This is a genomic window from Ruegeria sp. CG8 (genome assembly GCF_056537165.1).
Window position 1 is genome coordinate 454,056 of the sequence record NZ_JBQFRA010000003.1, and the last position, 16,206, is coordinate 470,261.

19 protein-coding genes are annotated in these 16,206 nt (G+C 60.0%); 13 read left to right on the forward strand and 6 right to left on the reverse strand.

Annotated elements, in window-relative coordinates:
- The first annotated feature begins 33 nt into the window (after window positions 1–33).
- From ACR0EF_RS12390 to ACR0EF_RS12405, 4 genes are read left to right on the forward strand one after another with little or no spacing between them, the layout of a single operon-like run.
- A complete protein-coding gene (locus tag ACR0EF_RS12390) occupies window positions 34–1,161 on the forward strand; it encodes an ABC transporter ATP-binding protein (RefSeq protein ID WP_170372953.1) in 1,128 nt (375 codons plus the stop codon).
- Window positions 1,161–2,051: an ABC transporter permease subunit gene (locus tag ACR0EF_RS12395; RefSeq protein WP_170364861.1), complete on the forward strand. Its 891-nt coding sequence runs from the start codon at window positions 1,161–1,163 to the stop codon at window positions 2,049–2,051. The genes ACR0EF_RS12390 and ACR0EF_RS12395 overlap by 1 nt, the downstream gene beginning before the upstream one ends.
- Window positions 2,048–2,866, forward strand: coding sequence for an ABC transporter permease (locus tag ACR0EF_RS12400; RefSeq protein ID WP_170360749.1), 819 nt, complete (start codon window positions 2,048–2,050; stop codon window positions 2,864–2,866). The genes ACR0EF_RS12395 and ACR0EF_RS12400 overlap by 4 nt, the downstream gene beginning before the upstream one ends.
- Window positions 2,863–4,164: an NAD(P)/FAD-dependent oxidoreductase gene (locus ACR0EF_RS12405; RefSeq protein ID WP_170372954.1), complete on the forward strand. Its 1,302-nt coding sequence runs from the start codon at window positions 2,863–2,865 to the stop codon at window positions 4,162–4,164. Before ACR0EF_RS12400 ends, ACR0EF_RS12405 begins: the two co-directional genes overlap by 4 nt.
- A gap of 12 nt (window positions 4,165–4,176) precedes the next feature.
- On the opposite strand, the gene ACR0EF_RS12410 is transcribed toward ACR0EF_RS12405, so the two are convergent.
- The 3 genes from ACR0EF_RS12410 to ACR0EF_RS12420 form a co-directional block, all read right to left on the reverse strand.
- A complete protein-coding gene (locus ACR0EF_RS12410; protein ID WP_254438873.1) occupies window positions 4,177–4,977 on the reverse strand; it encodes an aminoglycoside phosphotransferase family protein in 801 nt (266 codons plus the stop codon).
- Between the two features lie 118 nt (window positions 4,978–5,095).
- Window positions 5,096–5,761 (reverse strand): flagellar hook capping FlgD N-terminal domain-containing protein, encoded by a 666-nt coding sequence (locus ACR0EF_RS12415; RefSeq protein WP_170372955.1) that lies wholly within the window; start codon window positions 5,759–5,761, stop codon window positions 5,096–5,098.
- 3 nt (window positions 5,762–5,764) lie between these two features.
- The gene (locus tag ACR0EF_RS12420; protein ID WP_170372956.1) at window positions 5,765–7,006 is read right to left on the reverse strand and encodes a flagellar hook-length control protein FliK; all 1,242 of its coding nucleotides are present in this window, start codon (window positions 7,004–7,006) and stop codon (window positions 5,765–5,767) included.
- Between the two features lie 111 nt (window positions 7,007–7,117).
- Between ACR0EF_RS12420 and ACR0EF_RS12425 the strand changes: the two genes are divergently transcribed.
- The 6 genes from ACR0EF_RS12425 to ACR0EF_RS12450 all read left to right on the forward strand — a co-directional run bounded on the left by ACR0EF_RS12425 (window position 7,118) and on the right by ACR0EF_RS12450 (window position 10,845).
- Window positions 7,118–7,393, forward strand: a complete 276-nt coding sequence (locus ACR0EF_RS12425; protein ID WP_170364220.1) for a rod-binding protein — start codon at window positions 7,118–7,120, stop codon at window positions 7,391–7,393.
- Window positions 7,383–7,742, forward strand: coding sequence for a flagellar biosynthesis protein FlgN (locus ACR0EF_RS12430; protein ID WP_170372957.1), 360 nt, complete (start codon window positions 7,383–7,385; stop codon window positions 7,740–7,742). Before ACR0EF_RS12425 ends, ACR0EF_RS12430 begins: the two co-directional genes overlap by 11 nt.
- A gap of 207 nt (window positions 7,743–7,949) precedes the next feature.
- Entirely contained in the window at window positions 7,950–9,197 is a 1,248-nt protein-coding gene (locus ACR0EF_RS12435; protein ID WP_170360760.1) for a flagellin, read from the forward strand.
- Between the two features lie 78 nt (window positions 9,198–9,275).
- Window positions 9,276–9,650 (forward strand): flagellar biosynthesis regulator FlaF, encoded by a 375-nt coding sequence (gene flaF, locus ACR0EF_RS12440; protein WP_170370107.1) that lies wholly within the window; start codon window positions 9,276–9,278, stop codon window positions 9,648–9,650.
- A complete protein-coding gene (gene flbT / locus ACR0EF_RS12445) occupies window positions 9,650–10,051 on the forward strand; it encodes a flagellar biosynthesis repressor FlbT (protein WP_170370105.1) in 402 nt (133 codons plus the stop codon). Before flaF ends, flbT begins: the two co-directional genes overlap by 1 nt.
- Window positions 10,052–10,083: 32 nt before the next feature.
- Window positions 10,084–10,845, forward strand: coding sequence for a DUF1217 domain-containing protein (locus ACR0EF_RS12450; protein ID WP_367646415.1), 762 nt, complete (start codon window positions 10,084–10,086; stop codon window positions 10,843–10,845).
- A 108-nt stretch (window positions 10,846–10,953) separates the two neighbouring features.
- On the opposite strand, the gene ACR0EF_RS12455 is transcribed toward ACR0EF_RS12450, so the two are convergent.
- The 3 genes from ACR0EF_RS12455 to ACR0EF_RS12465 all read right to left on the reverse strand — a co-directional run bounded on the left by ACR0EF_RS12455 (window position 10,954) and on the right by ACR0EF_RS12465 (window position 13,589).
- A complete protein-coding gene (locus ACR0EF_RS12455) occupies window positions 10,954–12,525 on the reverse strand; it encodes a DUF427 domain-containing protein (RefSeq protein ID WP_170370101.1) in 1,572 nt (523 codons plus the stop codon).
- A gap of 103 nt (window positions 12,526–12,628) precedes the next feature.
- Window positions 12,629–13,330 carry a winged helix-turn-helix domain-containing protein gene (locus ACR0EF_RS12460; RefSeq protein WP_093964234.1) on the reverse strand — a complete coding sequence of 234 codons (702 nt, stop codon included), beginning with the start codon at window positions 13,328–13,330 and terminating at the stop codon, window positions 12,629–12,631.
- Window positions 13,302–13,589 carry a hypothetical protein gene (locus ACR0EF_RS12465; protein ID WP_170372959.1) on the reverse strand — a complete coding sequence of 96 codons (288 nt, stop codon included), beginning with the start codon at window positions 13,587–13,589 and terminating at the stop codon, window positions 13,302–13,304. The genes ACR0EF_RS12460 and ACR0EF_RS12465 overlap by 29 nt, the downstream gene beginning before the upstream one ends.
- Window positions 13,590–13,765: 176 nt before the next feature.
- Here ACR0EF_RS12465 and ACR0EF_RS12470 point away from each other — a divergent pair, with 176 nt between their 5' ends.
- The 3 genes from ACR0EF_RS12470 (at window position 13,766) to ACR0EF_RS12480 (ending at window position 16,169) form a co-directional block, all read left to right on the forward strand.
- Entirely contained in the window at window positions 13,766–14,230 is a 465-nt protein-coding gene (locus ACR0EF_RS12470; protein WP_170372960.1) for a hypothetical protein, read from the forward strand.
- A gap of 111 nt (window positions 14,231–14,341) precedes the next feature.
- Window positions 14,342–14,959 carry a ribonuclease HII gene (locus ACR0EF_RS12475; protein ID WP_170370098.1) on the forward strand — a complete coding sequence of 206 codons (618 nt, stop codon included), beginning with the start codon at window positions 14,342–14,344 and terminating at the stop codon, window positions 14,957–14,959.
- Between the two features lie 106 nt (window positions 14,960–15,065).
- Window positions 15,066–16,169 carry a site-specific DNA-methyltransferase gene (locus ACR0EF_RS12480; protein ID WP_170370096.1) on the forward strand — a complete coding sequence of 368 codons (1,104 nt, stop codon included), beginning with the start codon at window positions 15,066–15,068 and terminating at the stop codon, window positions 16,167–16,169.
- Window positions 16,170–16,206: the final 37 nt, after the last annotated feature.

Consider the following 16,206-nt stretch of genomic DNA (forward strand, 5'->3'; position numbering starts at 1 on the left):
ACTACCTGTTCAGGCTGACTTACGGGGGCCGATTTGAACTCTACCGTCTTTGCGCCGTGGGAAGATCCGCAGGCGAAACCCTTGATCCAGTTCAAAAATGTGACCAAGCGATTCGGGGACTTTACTGCCATCGACAATCTGTCGCTGGACATCTTCGAGCGGGAATTCTTTGCTTTGCTGGGGCCGTCGGGTTGCGGCAAGACGACGATGATGCGGATGCTGGCGGGGTTCGAGAAACCCACCGAAGGCCACATCATGCTGAGTGGTCAAGACATCGACCCGGTTCCGCCGAACAAGCGGGCGGTCAACATGATGTTCCAGTCCTACGCGCTGTTTCCCCATCTGAACGTCTGGGACAACATCGCCTTTGGCCTGCGCCGGGACAACATGCCCAAGCATGATCTGGAAGACCGGGTCGAGGAGATGCTGCGCCTGACCCGTCTTGAGAAATTTGCCCGCCGCAAACCGCACCAGATTTCCGGTGGTCAGCGTCAGCGCGTGGCGCTGGCCCGGTCGCTGGCCAAGGCGCCCAAATTGCTGCTGCTGGACGAACCGCTGGGCGCGCTGGACAAGAAGCTGCGCCAGGACACCCAGTTCGAGCTGATGGACATTCAGGAAAAGACCGGCACCACCTTCGTGATCGTGACCCACGACCAAGAAGAGGCGATGACGGTGGCCAGCCGCGTTGCCGTGATGGATCAGGGCAAGCTGATGCAGGTCGCCACGCCCGACCGCATTTATGAAAACCCCAATTCCGTCTATGTCGCCGATTTCATCGGGGACGTGAACATCATCGAAGGCCGTGCAACCGCAGCCGGTGAGGGCACGTACAGTATCGAATGGGCCGAGGGCCAGCCGCCTCTGACCGCCACGTCCGCGGCAAGCTTCGGAAACGGGCAGGCCTGTCACCTGGCCATCCGGCCGGAAAAGGTAACGATCTCGGCCGAGCGTCCCGCCGATGCCGTCAACGCCGTGCAGGGCAAGGTGCATGACATTGCCTATCTGGGCAACCTGTCGACCTACCATGTCGAATTGCCAAACGGGACGATCATCAAGGCGCAAACGGCCAATACCCGCCGCATCTCGCGCCGGTCCTTCACATGGGAAGACCCTGTCTGGCTGTCCTGGACAGCCACGGCGGCGGTTCTGCTGGCAGACTGATGCGCCGCGCGGTCCTGATCGCCATCCCCTATGTCTGGCTGCTGGCCCTGTTTCTGGTGCCGTTCTTCATCGTGTTGAAGATCTCGCTGTCGGACATCGCGCTTGCGATCCCGCCCTACACCCCGACCCTTGATTTGTCGCAGGGCTGGGCCGGGATCAAGGAGTTCTTCAGCCAGCTGGATTTCGAGAATTTCGTCTGGCTGACCGAGGACGACCTGTACTGGAAAGCCTACCTGTCCAGCGTCAAGATCGCGCTGATCGCGACCGCGCTGACCCTGGTGGTGGGCTATCCGATCGCCTATGGCATGGCCCGCGCGCCCGAGGAATGGCGCCCGACGCTGATGATGCTGGTGATCCTGCCGTTCTGGACCTCGTTCCTGATCCGCGTCTATGCGTGGATGGGGATCCTGTCGAACGAAGGCTACCTGAACCAGTTCCTGCTGTGGACGGGCATCATCTCGACCCCGCTGACCATCCTGAACACGCAGACGGCTGTCTATATCGGCATCGTCTACACCTATCTGCCCTTCATGATCCTGCCGATCTACGCCGCGCTCGATCGGCTGGACGGCTCGCTGATCGAGGCGGCTGAGGATCTGGGCTGTTCGCGCACGCAGGCCTTCTGGCTGGTGACCATCCCACTGTCGCGCCCAGGCATCATCGCGGGATGCTTCCTGGTGATGATTCCGGTGATCGGTGAATTCGTGATCCCCTCGCTGCTGGGCGGGTCGGGCACGCTGATGATCGGCAAGGTCTTGTGGGAGGAGTTCTTCTCGAACCGCGACTGGCCGGTGGCCAGCGCCGTGGCGGTGATCCTGCTGCTGATCCTGGTGATCCCGATCGTGCTGTTCCAGCGCAACCAGCAGAAACAGGCGGAGGCAGAGCAATGAACAGGCTGAGCTGGTTCAACACGGTCTCGCTGACGCTGGGCTTTGCGTTTTTGTACATCCCGATGGTGATCCTGATCATCTTCAGCTTCAACGAAAGCAAGCTGGTCACGGTCTGGGCTGGGTTCTCGACCAAATGGTATGGCGAACTGATGCAGAACCAGGCGTTTCTGGATGCGGCCTGGGTCACCGTTCGCGTTGCCGTGTTCTCGTCGACGCTGGCGACCATTCTGGGCACCATGGCCGCCTATGTCATGGTGCGGGGCGGGCGGTTCTTTGGCCGCACGCTGTTTTCCGGGATGATCTACGCGCCGCTGGTGATGCCCGAGGTGATCACCGGCCTGTCGCTGTTGCTGTTGTTCATCGGGATCGGGCTGGACCGAGGCATCCTGACCATCGTGCTGGCGCATACGACCTTTTCGATGTGCTACGTGTCGGTCGTGGTGTCTTCGCGGCTGGTGACGTTCGATCAGTCGCTGGAAGAGGCGGCGTTGGATCTGGGCTGCTCGCCGGCGCAGGCCTTTCGGTTGGTGACGCTCCCGATCATCGCGCCGGCGGTGATCTCGGGGTGGTTGCTGGCCTTCACCCTCTCGCTGGATGACCTGGTGATCGCGTCCTTTACGTCCGGCCCCTCGGCCACGACCCTGCCGATCAAGATCTTCTCGGCGGTGCGTCTGGGGGTCAGCCCGGAAATCAACGCGCTGTCGACCATCATGATCGCCGTGGTCACCGTCGGTGTGATCACCGCGTCGCTGGTGTCGAAACGTGCGATGGTCCGGCAGCGGCAAGAGGAACAAGCCGCCGCGCGCACCGAATGAGGCGGATCTTTCCGGCTTATACCTATGGCCCCGGCCCCCGTGAGGGGTGTTGGTGGGATGAAACCACTACGGCGCCTGACTGGCCCGTTCATTCGGGTGATTTGTCGACCGACGTTGCGATTGTCGGCGGCGGGTTCACCGGATTGTCTGCGGCCCTGCACCTCGCCGAACGCGGTGTTTCTGTCGCCGTGTTCGAAGCCGAAACTCCGGCCTGGGGCGCTTCGGGGCGCAATGGTGGGTTTTGCTGCCAAGGAGGGTCCAAGCTTGGTTCGGCGACACTTGCGCGGCGCTATGGGATTTCGGCGGCACAGGATTACGCGCAGGCCGAAACCGACGCGGTCGCCTTGGTTGCGGATCTTTTGCAGCGGTTTCGGATCGACGCAGACGTTCACTCCGAAGGGGAGACGCAGTTGGCGCACAGCCCGCGCGCGATGGAGCGGCTGCGGCGTCGCGCGGAAAGCGGTGGGGTTCTGCATGAGCCGTCGGATTTGGAACGCCTCGGTATGGGGGGACGTTTCTTTGGCGGATATACCGATCCAGTCGGCTTTGGGCTGAACCCGCAGAAATACCTGTTCGGGTTGGCCCGGGCCGCGCAGGCGCAAGGTGCCGCAGTATTCTCGAAAAGCCCGGTTCAGGACATCAGAATAGCCGGGTCCGAGTACAAGATGACCACCCCCGCGGGCCGTATCCAGGCCAAGACGGTGTTGATCTGCACCAACGGTTATTCCAGCGACGATCTGCCCGACTGGTTGGCCGCCCGTTACATGCCCGCCCAGTCTACGGTCATGGTGACACGTCCGCTGACCGAAGCTGAATTGCAGGAACAGGGTTGGACTTCGCGCCAGATGGCGTACGACACGCGCAACCTGCTGCACTATTTCCGTCTGATGCCGGACAACCGGTTCCTTTTCGGAATGCGAGGAGGCCTAATGTCCTCGCCGCGCGCTGAGGCTGCGATCCGTCGCAAAGTACGCCGTGACTTTGATCACATGTTCCCGGGTTGGGCCGAGGTTGAGGCAACTAATATGTGGTCAGGTATGGTTTGCCTGACCCGTGACCTGCTGCCCTTTGTCGGGGAGGTTCCGGGCCACCCGGGCTTGTTTGCCGGTCTGGCCTATCACGGGAACGGCGTGGCGATGGGCAGCTATTGCGGGCGGGCATTGGCCCGCTTGGTTTTGGGTGAGCCCGCGAATATTCCGGACGTCATCGCCAAACCGCCGTCAAAGTTCCCATTCGGGCGCTGGCGGCGACTGCTGATGCCGCCGGCTTATGCGGCCATGGCTCTTGCCGATTTGTGATACGGCCCAGGGTCAGAGGGCCGCAACCTCAAGGTCAAACCCGGCCCTATAGGCTGGCGCACCATTCTCGGCCCGCCACAGGCAGTAGGCAGCCATACGCCAATTGTACCAGGGCTTCAGCGCGAGGTATCGGCGCACCGTCTGCGGGCTGTCATAGGCCGACAGAAACGTAGCCTCTTCCTCGGGGCTCAGCGGCTTGCCGCGATAGAGATGCTGCATGGCGGGTGACAGGAACAGGGCAAGATCCTCGCATGGGTCACCCATCGCCGGGCATTGCCAGTCGATCAGTGTCAGCCCCGCGGGGGAGACGAGGATGTTGCCGGCCACTGGGTCGCCATGGATCAGGCATACTCGGGGGGTCGGCGGCACCTGGGATCTGGGTTTGCGTTCGGCCATAACGGCGCTGAGTTCCGAGCGGCAACCGTTCAAAATACGGGTGCCGTGATGATCGAGATCAACGCTTCCATTGCATCCCTTAGGGACCTCTAGCCCGATTTCTCGGGCGTGAAGATCATGCAGCAGTTTCGCCACCTGCGCGGTCCCTTCTCGCCACGGAGTGCCAGCCGCATGGTCATAGAAAACCCAGCGATCCGGGCCAAAGCTGCCCGAGGCGCGAAGCCGCGGCACAAACCCCGTCGCAACAAGTGCGTGCAGACAGGCTGCTTCGAGTTGGGCGTCGTTGCGAAACAGCGGGTTTTGAAGGGAAGACCGGTAGATCTTCAAAACCCGGTCCGGCTCGGCGTCCAATACCTTCCACACCTGGTTCGTGCGTCCGCCATACAGCGTCTCGAACTGGGCGTCTTTTGCGATCAACCCGTTTTGGACAAGTTGGTCTGCAAGGCCGGGTGGAGGAGCGGTTGGAACGGACAGTTGAGACACCGAAGCGTTGCGAATCTGGACCGCCAATCCTTGGCCCGCAGCGCCCCCGAGTTCAAGCGCCGGTACGAACGGCAACGACGTCGGTTGCCGGAATCACGACGCCGCTGTCCAAGGTCAACATGACGACACCGGCCCCGACTTGTGCTTCGACGACGCGACTGTAGGTGGCCGCAGGCCGCGCCGAGAGCAGTTCATCCCCCAAATAGCTTTCCAGCGTTGCGGAATAGGTGCCGTTGGGCATCGGATTGCCCGATGCATCCATTCCAGCCCAAAGAAACTCGGTCTCGGATACCGGAACGGAGACCCGGTCGATTTCGGTTCCGTCAGAATCCTTGATGACCAGCACAGACGCATCCGCGCCCAGGTCGGGCTGAGTGAATATGGTCTGTGGCTGGCCAGCAAACCGGAAGGAGGCTGCCCCCTGAACATCGACCCCAATCCAGTTGGACAGCTCATCCAGATTGACGCTGCTCAGGGCGGCAGTGAGGTTTGCCAGAAGGTCGTTGGTCTGCACCTGCTGCTCCACCATCGAAAACTGGGCGAGTTGCGACGCATATTCCGACGAATCCAGTGGCTCCAGAGGATCCTGGTTGCGTGCCTGCGCCGTCAACATCATGAGAAACGTCTCAAAGTCCGAGGTCAGCCCTGTCGCTGCTGAGGTTCCCGTTGGCTGTGCTGTTGAGGGTGTTTGTGTCGCGGATGCCGCTGTGGTGATCATGATTCAAAGCCTCAGGTCCAACGTCCGGTCCACCTGGGTTGGGCGGGCCCGAGCGGGTGTTTCGGTTGCAGGGTCAAGCTCCCCCGCGGTGATGAATGTGCCGCGTTCAGGTGGCTCAGCATCCTGTTCTGGGTTCGCCGAGGTGCCCAGTTCAAAGGAAAGATCGCCCAGCCCCATCTCTTTGAACTCGGCTGAAAGGATCGAAATATGCCGGCGCATGAGATCCATGGTTTCGGGCCGGTCAGCGACGATCATCATGTGCAACCCGTCTTCGCGCCCGGTCACCTTGATCGAAACTTTGCCCAGCTCTTCCGGAGTCAGTGCGATTTCCACGCTTCCGCTTCCCGGCTTTGCGACGATGGTTGCCGCCATTTGCCCGGCGACTGCCCGAGCAATTTCCGCCCGGCCCGAGAACGGGGCGCCGTTGGTCGGGCCTGTATCCCTTTGCGCTGGGGTCGTACCCAAGTCCTGCGTTGGCATCCGGTCGTGCAGACTGTCCTCTGGCATCGGGTCCTTCAGTGCTGCGCGTTCCGATGTACCGACGATCTGCGCCCGGATGATGGATTCCGTTCTTTGGCCCGCAGGTTTGGCCGGCCGTTGATCCACCCCCCACGATCCGGTGGTCTGCTCGTCGCGCCTGGCATCTTTACCGGTTGCAGCGCGCAATTCGTCCTTTCGGTTCTGCAGCCCTCCACTCATTCCAGGTTCGGTGGTGTTCAACTGCTCTTTTGCCGCTGACCCATGTTGAGACGCTGTGCTCGCGACACGCTCGGGCGCTTCGGTTCCCTTGCCCGTGTCGCCCGCGAGCGATCGGCGATCGGGATCAGAGGTTGCTGCGCGCATGGCCGCGGCGGCAGTTGACTGGCGCCCCTCCGGCGGCGGAGTAACCCCGAGAGTGGCGTGCGCCGTCGCCTCGCGCTTTAGAAATTCAACGGGCGTTGCCATGGGCAGAGGCGTGTCTTTCTGTCGGGCGTCCTGTTGTGAACCCTGCAAATCCAGCGGTTCAGCCAAATCGGGTTCGGCTTGCGGGACGTCAGGGTCGGTGTTTTCATCGCCATCCACGATTTCCGGACCCGCGCGGCTGTCCGGATGAGGTTTCGCCTCGGCCTCAAGGTTCGGCATCTCTTCTTCGGCCATGAGTTCCGCGAAATCAGAGTTGCCTTTTGTTTGGGGCTCGGACTTTGCGGCCCAATCCGGCTTTCCGCCGGAAATCACATTGGTCATCATGGTCAGGGCGTTGGGCATTTTGCTCCGGCTCCGGTTGTTTGGCCCAAACCTGCCCTCAAGGTAGTTACGTTTATTTTAACCGCTCTTCGCTTTGATCGACAAAGATCGAAACAATTTTCGGAGAGGGCGATGGAAATCCCAAACCTCGCGCCGGTACCGCGCAGCAATATGACCGAACAAAGACTCAAGGCCGCAGCGGTCGAGCTTGAGGCAACTTTTCTAGCCGAAATGCTGAAGGCCGCAGGCCTGGGCAAGGCGCGGCAGGCTTTCGGAGGTGGCGCGGGCGAAGACCAGTTCTCGTCTTTCCTGTTGCAGGAGCAGGCCAGGCAATTGGCCCGATCCGGCGGGATCGGCCTGTCGGAAACCCTTTTCAATGCAATGATGGAGAAGACCGATGCCGACTGAGAACAAGCAAGGACTGATTAAGGCTCTCGAGGAGGTTCTCGATCTCGAGCGCAGGGCTTTGGTCGAAGGGGACCTGGATCGGCTGGGCCAGATGATGCCGCAGAAGGAAAAGCTGATCGGCGCACTCAACGAGATGCAGGTGCACGACAGTGACGACTTGATTCGGCTGCACCAGAAGGTCGAGCGCAATCAAAGCCTGCTGAACAGCGCGGCCGAAGGGATCCGGGCGGTCATGAACCGGATGGCTGAACTCAGAAAAATCCGGCAGGAATTCACGACCTATGACGCGGCCGGACAACGCAATGGTTTCGCCGTCCGTCAGGATCCCAAGCTGGAAAAACGTGCCTAGCGGCGGGTTTGATTCAAATCCGTCTTTTTCCGTCGGACCGCCTTAGCACTCCGTTAGGAGATCAGGCCCAAAAGTGGTCCCGCACCTCGAAAGAAGGTGGCGCGACCACCGATCGGTAGCTCGCACAGGTCAGAACGACAACACGTCCGCCAATGATGGTCGGGCGTCACTGGGCGAAGAAGGCCCGAATGGAAAAGGATGAAAAACATGTCCAGCATTCTGACAAACAACGGCGCGATGGTTGCGCTGCAGACTCTGAAATCGGTCAACAAGAACCTTGCAGCAACCCAGAACGCGATTTCGACGGGTAAGGATGTCGCTACGGCCAAGGACAACTCGGCCGTATGGGCGATTTCCAAGGTGATGGAATCCGATGTCAACGGTTTCAATGCGATCAAGGATAGCCTGGCACTGGGTGAATCGACTGTCGCCGTGGCCCGGAACGCTTCGGAAACCGTGACCGACCTGCTGACCCAGATGAAGAACAAGATCGTCGCCGCGCAGGAGGACAACGTCGACCGCGGCAAGATCAATGATGACGTAGCCGCCCTGCGGGACCAGATCGCATCGGTGGTCGGTGCCGCACAGTTCAACGGCCTCAATCTTGTGGACGGGTCAGCGGGCACCGCATCGATCCTTTCGTCGCTGGATCGCGACAGCGCTGGCAACGTGACCGCGTCGTCGATTTCGGTGGCCAGCCAGGACCTGTCGACCGGTGGATATGCCAGCAAGGGCGTTCTGGCCGGCTCGGACAACGCGACCACTGACAATGACGCCGCCGGGTTCACAATGGACAAGTCCGGCGGGTCCGGTGACATCGTGATCGACAGTTCGACAGACAACTTCGCCGTCGGTGACAAAGTGTCGATCACCATCGGGGACAAAGTTGCATCATACACCGTGCAGGCCAGCGATCTGGACCCTTCGGGAACCTATGACTCTGCCTACACAGATGCCATCGTGGCAGTGGGGCTGAAGAACCAGATCGACGCGCTTGGGATCACCGGTGTAGCGATCGACTATGACTCCAGCGCGCCGGGCACCCTGTCCTTCGTGACCGGGACAGCAACCGCTGGTGCTGACGCAGATCGCGACGTAACCGTTTCGGCCCAGTTCACCAATGCCGGTTCTGGCGGTCTTGGCGCGCTGTCGTCGATTGACGTTTCGACCAGCGCCGGCGCTGCCGCAGCACTGGGCACGATCGAAACCTTGATCGATACGGCGATTGACGCGTCGGCCGCGTTCGGTTCGGCGCAAGGGCGGATCGAGACGCAGAAGGAGTTCATCTCGAACCTGACTGACTCTTTCAAATCCGGCATCGGCTCGCTGGTGGACGCCGATATGGAAGAGACCTCGGCCCGTCTGCAGGCCCTGCAGGTACAGCAGCAATTGGCGACACAATCGCTGTCGATCGCCAACCAGGCCCCGCAGTCGATCCTGTCGCTGTTCCGCTAAGGCGGAAACTTGGTCGGGGTGTGACCAACGCGCCCCGACCGTGACTGCAAACACGACGGCCTTTTGAAAGGATTTCAAGTGACCCCGCAAACGCTTGCCCAACGGGCATATGCTCAGTCCGCCGCCCCGACGCGAACCCCGCGTGATACCGAATATGAGGCGATTTCAAAGATCACGCATCGGCTCAAGGCAGCGGCTGCGCGCAAAGCCTCGGATTTCTCGGGCTTTGTTCAGGCCCTGCATGAAAACCGCCGCTTGTGGTCCGTTCTGGCCAACGGCGTCGTGGATTCGGACAATGCATTGCCGAATGAGCTGCGCGCGCGGATCTTCTATCTGGCCGAGTTCACCGAGCAGCACACGGGCCAGGTTCTGGCCAGCAAGGCTGGGGTCGAGCCGCTGCTTGAAATCAATCTGGCGGTTTTGCGCGGGCTGCGTCAGCGGGGGACCGCGTAATGGGCGGGCTGGTTCTGAAGCTGGCGCCGAAAGAGCGGGTTTTGATCAATGGCGTAGTGATTGAGAACGGCGATCGGCGGACCCGCTTTTCAATCATGACGCCCGAGGCAAATGTCCTTCGGTTGCGCGACGCGATACATCCCGACGAAGTGACAACCCCGGTCCGGCGCGTGTGTTACGCGGCCCAGCTGGTCCTGTCCGGAGATCTGGAAGCCGGAGACGCAAAACAACAGCTGCTGCGACGGATCGAGGAACTGAGCCAGGTCTTCACGGATGTCGACAGTCGCCGGGTCCTGGCACAGGCGACCGAAGCCCTGGTGGCCGAGCAGTACTACAAATGCCTGAAGGCGCTTCGATCGTTGCTGCCGCGCGAAGAGCGTCTGATGGCCTATCGGCAATGACATTCCTGCCGGTCATTCCAACTGGGGGTATCGTGGGGTGGCGTTTTTTGCAGCGCACCTATGACGCCCAGTTGCAGGCCTTTTCCACCTCGGCGGTCAATGACCGGGACACGCAGTATTTTGTGGAAAACATCCGAAACGTCCGATCGGCAGAAGATCTGGTCTCTGACCGACGCCTGCTGCAGGTCGCGTTGGGCGCGTTCGGATTGGAAGGTGACCTGGACAATCGGTACTTCATTCAAAAGGTCTTGTCAGACGGTACGAGTTCGGATGACGCACTTGCGAACCGGCTTGCTGACAGCAGATATCGGGAGTTTTCCGAAGCATTCGGCTTGGGTCCGGGCGAAGTTCGGAAAACCGCACTGATCACTGACATGGACAAGATCGCTCAGAAGAGTGTCGTCGCCCGGTTCGAAAGCTCGGTCGGAGAAGCCAACGACTCGATGCGGATCGCACTTTTTGCCCAGCACGCTTTGAAAGACCTTGCCGGGCAGTCCGGAAGCGAGACCAAGAAGTGGTACGATCTGATGAGCCTGCCGCCGTTGCGCAGCATGATGGAAACAGCGCTGGGCCTGCCGTCAAGCTTTGGGCAGCTGGATATCGACAAGCAGCTGGACGTATTTCGGGACAAGCTGAGCAGAGTGACTGGTTCGCCGAACCTTTCGCAGTTCGTCGATGCCGATGCAATTGCCGAGCTGACGGAGACTTATCTCGCCCGAACTCAGATCGCACAGATGCAAAGTTCGATTTCTCCCGCGCAAACTGCGTTGATTTTGCTGGGCGCCGCAAGTTGAACCGTTCGGGCTAAGGTCAGTACCTCGCGCCAGGATCAGAAAGCGCACCAGTGCCGTGCGCAGCTATGAATGGCTATTTGGGATCGGGGGGGCAAGGGTGCCGGATGCTCAGGCATCCAGAACCGTGTCAGCGGATGTCTGCAAGGCAAAAGACATCACCGGATGCGAAACGTTGTGCAAGTCGACCGGCCCCAATGGAACGGCCCGGGAACAGGCCGGCTCGATATCTTCGGAAACGACGATCCGATGGCCATTGAGCTTGCCGAACTCGCCCAACCGCGCCGCGACATTGGCTGCATGTCCGATCACCGTGAAATCAAGCCGCTCGCGCGAACCGACATTTCCGTACGTGACACGCCCGAACGATACGCCGATCGAGCAATCGCATTGCCGGTTCTTGTCGGAGCGACGCAGCTCGGCCAATTTCTCGACGATTTCAACGGCACTGCGCTGAGCGTCTGACCGTGCCTTGCCGGGGTCCTCACCTGCCGGGAAAACCGCAAGAACGGCGTCGCCGATGAATTTTAGAACCTCACCGTCGTTGTCGTGGACGATGCCGGACACCGTTTCGAAGAATTCGTTCAACAGGTTGATGTATTCCGTGCGGCCGAGATCCTCTTCCAGGCTGGTTGAGTTGCGCAGGTCACAGAACATGATGGCCGCGTCGATGTCGTCTCCGTCGCCGCGACGAATGTCGCCGCCCAAAACGCGGGCCCCGGTTCGTTTTCCCACATAGGTCTCGAGAAGGGCCTGGGCATTCTCGCGCTGCATGAACACCTCATAGTAGCGGGCGATGACGGCCGAGCACTCAAAGACAAGCCCCAGGTTTTCGGTAGTAAAGCCGTTGGGGTGGTCGCAGGTCAACGTCAGGACGTTGATACGCCCGTCGGAAAACGGCAGAGGCATTGCCACGTAATCGGTGCCCCCCTTGGCGCGCAGGTCCTCCATGATGGGGAAACTGTTGTGGGGGTTGTCTACGTTCAGCCGTTGCCGAACGCCGCCCAACCCGTTCGAGACATGCCGCAAGGGGCTGTTGATGAACGCGGGGTGGTCGTGAATCTCGTAGGTTGGAATATTGGTCGAAATCTCCTCGGCACCCTTTTCCCAGATGTAGTGCTTGCCTGCGATCAGGGGATGCAGCGACCAGACAAGGATGCTGAGGCGCTGAATGGCGATGCCGTGTTCCAGCATTTTTTCGGCCAGGGTCTTGGTGAAATCTTCCGGTGTTGAGATCGACCCCGCGCCACGCATCAACCAATCGATCAACGGGCCGCTGATGTTGCCGTCTCGCGGTTGGCGCAATTGATTGTCGCCCAGATCGATATGAGTGTAGGCCGCCGGCATGAAGCCGATGTGACCTTGGATGGCTTTGCTTTCAGGCAGAGAATCCTCGTAGGCCCAAACCGAGTTTGCCAACCGTTCGTCGCCAATCAGGACATCGTGATAGGTTGCCGTGCCCTTGAACGGGCAGAAGGTCTGCAACTCGGTTTCCCCGCTCAGATCAACGCGCACGTCTTCGCGCGGAACATAAATCGCAGGCGGCAGCCGGGTTTCATACATGACCTTGGCATTCGTGCTTTCAGCCAGAAGGATGTCATCGCGGTAGATGGCAACCCTGCCGTCAAGCGTTTCGATCGAAATTCCGTAGCCGTTCGTATTCCGTGTGGCGTGGACATTCATCGGCCGCCTCCCTTGCCCGGGTCCTTAGAGGATGGGCTTTTGCAGCCCGATTTCCAAGGGGCGCAACACAGAATTTACCGATCGCGATCCACGGCCGAGGTGGTCAGACCATCTGGATCACGTCTTTTTCGATCGCCAGCATATAGCCCTTTTTGGCGATGTTTTTGACCAACAGCTCGCTGACCATCTGATTGCCCAGCGCGTCCCGCAGCCGTTTGATGCGCGTGGCCCCGGCAGCTTCGTCACAGTCAGATATGTCTCGGCCAGAGATCATGGCTTCGATCTGAACCCCCGACAGCACTTCGTCGTCAAGGCGGGACTCGGCCAGGACGGCCAGCGTTTCCATCGCTGCGGGCGTCAGCTTGAAATCCATGTTGTTCAGGTAGACGGTGTTCTCTTCGCGACTGATCAGCAGCGACGTGACCTGGATTCCCGTGCGTTCGATCTGGGCCATTCGACGGTTCAACGTCACCAGCATCACCAGAAAGACCAAGGCGGCCAACAGCATGGCCGTGGCAAAGATCAGCAGCACGAAGATCACCATCCGGTAGCTGGCCAGCGTGTCGGCAAATGCGGTTCCGGATTGCGCGAGGATCTCCAGCAATCGGATTTCAGCCTGGGTGGTCAGATCGCTTTCGACGAACAGCCGCTCGACCCGGGCGTTGAACGCATTGGCATCGGGCAGGGTCCAGAACAAGAAGGCGGCGGCCGTGATCAGGATCACGACGATTGCGGCGATGCCTGCTCCGACCAGCCGGGTGCCAGACCGCCGCGCCTCAGAAACGGAGATAGAATTTTCCGGCATTAGCCTTCCTTTGATCCAACCCTTCCGGTCCAAAAACGCTGATCACGTTGAGCAACGTCCACCCCGAGGATTTCAGCCTTTTGGCCACCTCTTGCTTGGCTTGCCCCTTTTTGCAGGCGGACACCTGCATCACGCCATAGTGCAGGCGCAGCGGGTTGTCCTGTTTGGCCTTGTAGTCGGCATAGCATTCGGCCGCCGAAACGGTGGTGCTCAGCGATATCAACGTCGCAATGACCAGGAAAGAGAGGATCTGTTTCATAGGCTGCATCCTGCGCATGGCTTGGCACGATATTCAATATCTCAAAGGGTTTGCGGCGATGATATCGGATAACACCGGGCCGTTATTGCTTGTCTGTCGGCGGGTGGCCGAAAGCTGTTGCATCAGTTTCGCGGTCAGCCAGTGGCGCCGCGTCCAGCTTTGAAAGGACACTTGTCATGCACCGGAAGTTCATCGCCCTCGTCGTCGCCACCGCAGTTGCCATCACCGGCGTTTCCGCATCCCAGGCCAAGGCGGCCGACGCCCATGATATTCTGGGCGGGTTGGCGGCCATTGCCATCATCGGTGCGGCGGTCAATCACTATAACAAGGAAAAGCGCAAAGAGCGTGTCACCCGGCAGAACAACTATGTCTACAAGCCGCAAAACGTTCGGCCCGATCATATCCGCCCGCTGCCCCGGCGTGTCGCCCGCTATGACCTGCCGCAGCGTTGCCTGAAGACCTACAACGGCTATTCGAAGAAACGTCCTTTGCTGGGGCCGAATTGCCTCGAGAAACACTACAAACATGCCAATAGCCTGCCACAACAGTGCAAAGTGGGGTTCTGGGACGGCAAGAAGGTGAAACGGGCATACGAACCTGCCTGCCTGCGCCAGAAAGGATACCGCGTGGTTTACCAGTAATCGGTTTCGAGCAGGAGCAGCGCCGCAGAAGCGCTGTGCGGGAAGGGGGCGGCCTGGGTCGCCTCCTTCTTTTTTGTTGCGGTTCGGACCAAAAAACGGTTTGCCGAGGGGATGACGACTCCGACGTTTGAATTGGAACAGGCGCTGATTGTGCAGGGCTACCCCCGAATAGCCGGTGTAGATGAGGTAGGCCGCGGCCCGTTGGCCGGTCCGGTCGTGGCGGCCGCGGTCATTCTGAATCCGCAGGACATTCCCGACGGTTTGAATGACTCCAAGAAGCTGACGGCGCGAAGGCGGCGCACCCTTGACGAAGATCTGCGCGCCCGGGCCGAGTTTGCCATTGCCGAGGCGTCGGTTGAGGAAATTGATGACCTCAATATCTTGTATGCCTCTCATCTGGCGATGGAGCGCGCCGTCGCCGCCCTGCATCCTGCGCCGGACTATCTGTTGATCGACGGCAATCTGATCCCCAAAGGGTTGACCTTGCCCGCGCAGGCTGTGGTCAAAGGGGATGCGAAGTCAGTCTCGATAGCGGCGGCGTCGATCCTTGCAAAGAATTGGCGCGATCAACTGATGGTGGATTTGGCGCAACAGCATCCGGGCTACGGCTGGGAAACCAATGCGGGCTATCCGTCCAAACAACACCGCGAGGCGCTGCAAAATCTTGGGGTAACCCCACACCATAGACGTTCATTCAAGCCCGTCCACAATATCTTGTATCAAGAGTAAATCGTAACCCTCTGATTCAAAAAAGAATTTGACGCCGAATCCGGTTTGACTCATCCTAGTCTCAACCAAATGAGCGCAAAAGCGCCGTGGAACTTGAGGCAGAGACATGACAACTACCAAGACAAAGGGCGCATCCGCGCTCCCTTTAAACACGATTCTATCTGGCGACTGCATCGAGGTGATGAACAGTCTGCCCGAGGCGTCGGTCGACCTGATTTTTGCGGATCCGCCCTATAATTTGCAGCTGAAAGGACAGTTGCACCGCCCGGACAACAGCCAGGTGGATGCGGTCGATGATCATTGGGACCAGTTCTCGAGCTTTGCCGCCTATGACCAGTTTACCCGCGAGTGGCTGAAGGCCGCGCATCGTCTGCTCAAGCCCAACGGGGCGATCTGGGTGATCGGCTCGTATCACAACATCTTCCGCGTGGGCTCGGCGCTGCAGGATGCGGGCTATTGGATTCTCAACGACGTGATCTGGCGCAAATCGAACCCGATGCCGAATTTCCGGGGCAAGCGATTCACCAACGCGCATGAAACGATGATCTGGGCCAGCAAGCGGGAAGGGGCGAAATACACCTTCAACTATGAGGCGCTGAAGGCCTTGAATGAAGGCGTACAGATGCGCAGCGACTGGGTGCTGCCGATCTGCACGGGCCACGAGCGCCTGAAAGATGAAAATGGTGACAAGGCGCACCCGACGCAGAAGCCCGAGTCTTTGTTGCATAGGGTTCTGGTTGGTTCGACCAATCCGGGCGACGTGGTGCTTGACCCGTTCTTCGGCACCGGAACCACCGGCGCGGTGGCCAAGATGCTGGGCCGCGAGTTCATCGGGATCGAGCGCGAGGAAAGCTATCGCAAGGTGGCCGAAAAGCGCATCGCCAAGGTGCGCAAGTTCGACCGTGACGCGCTCGAGGTCAGCGCCAGCAAACGCGCCGAGCCGCGCGTGCCCTTCGGCCAGCTGGTCGAACGCGGCATGCTGCGCCCGGGAGAAGAGCTGTATTCGATGAACCAGCGGCACAAGGCCAAGGTGCGGGCCGACGGCACGCTGGTGGGCGACAACATCAAGGGCTCGATCCATCAGGTGGGCGCGCATCTGGAAAACGCGCCGTCCTGCAATGGCTGGACATACTGGTGCTTCAAGCGCGACGGAAAAACCGTTCCGATCGACGTGCTGCGCCAGCAGATCCGGGCCGAACTGCACAACTGATCACACCAATACCGCCGGTGCCTGTGGCCTGACACAT

Bases quoted from the DNA above. Each gene is read 5' to 3' on its own strand.
- ACR0EF_RS12465 (WP_170372959.1), bottom strand. From the start codon at position 13,589: ATGAAACAGATCCTCTCTTTCCTGGTCATTGCGACGTTGATATCGCTG.
- ACR0EF_RS12400 (WP_170360749.1), top strand. From the start codon at position 2,048: ATGAACAGGCTGAGCTGGTTCAACACGGTCTCGCTGACGCTGGGCTTT.
- ACR0EF_RS12395 (WP_170364861.1), top strand. From the start codon at position 1,161: ATGCGCCGCGCGGTCCTGATCGCCATCCCCTATGTCTGGCTGCTGGCC.
- ACR0EF_RS12455 (WP_170370101.1), bottom strand. From the start codon at position 12,525: ATGAATGTCCACGCCACACGGAATACGAACGGCTACGGAATTTCGATC.
- ACR0EF_RS12475 (WP_170370098.1), top strand. From the start codon at position 14,342: ATGACGACTCCGACGTTTGAATTGGAACAGGCGCTGATTGTGCAGGGC.
- ACR0EF_RS12435 (WP_170360760.1), top strand. From the start codon at position 7,950: ATGTCCAGCATTCTGACAAACAACGGCGCGATGGTTGCGCTGCAGACT.
- flbT (WP_170370105.1), top strand. From the start codon at position 9,650: ATGGGCGGGCTGGTTCTGAAGCTGGCGCCGAAAGAGCGGGTTTTGATC.
- ACR0EF_RS12430 (WP_170372957.1), top strand. From the start codon at position 7,383: ATGCCGACTGAGAACAAGCAAGGACTGATTAAGGCTCTCGAGGAGGTT.
- ACR0EF_RS12420 (WP_170372956.1), bottom strand. From the start codon at position 7,006: ATGCCCAACGCCCTGACCATGATGACCAATGTGATTTCCGGCGGAAAG.
- ACR0EF_RS12405 (WP_170372954.1), top strand. From the start codon at position 2,863: ATGAGGCGGATCTTTCCGGCTTATACCTATGGCCCCGGCCCCCGTGAG.
- ACR0EF_RS12460 (WP_093964234.1), bottom strand. From the start codon at position 13,330: ATGCCGGAAAATTCTATCTCCGTTTCTGAGGCGCGGCGGTCTGGCACC.
- ACR0EF_RS12425 (WP_170364220.1), top strand. From the start codon at position 7,118: ATGGAAATCCCAAACCTCGCGCCGGTACCGCGCAGCAATATGACCGAA.
- ACR0EF_RS12480 (WP_170370096.1), top strand. From the start codon at position 15,066: ATGACAACTACCAAGACAAAGGGCGCATCCGCGCTCCCTTTAAACACG.
- ACR0EF_RS12470 (WP_170372960.1), top strand. From the start codon at position 13,766: ATGCACCGGAAGTTCATCGCCCTCGTCGTCGCCACCGCAGTTGCCATC.
- ACR0EF_RS12415 (WP_170372955.1), bottom strand. From the start codon at position 5,761: ATGATCACCACAGCGGCATCCGCGACACAAACACCCTCAACAGCACAG.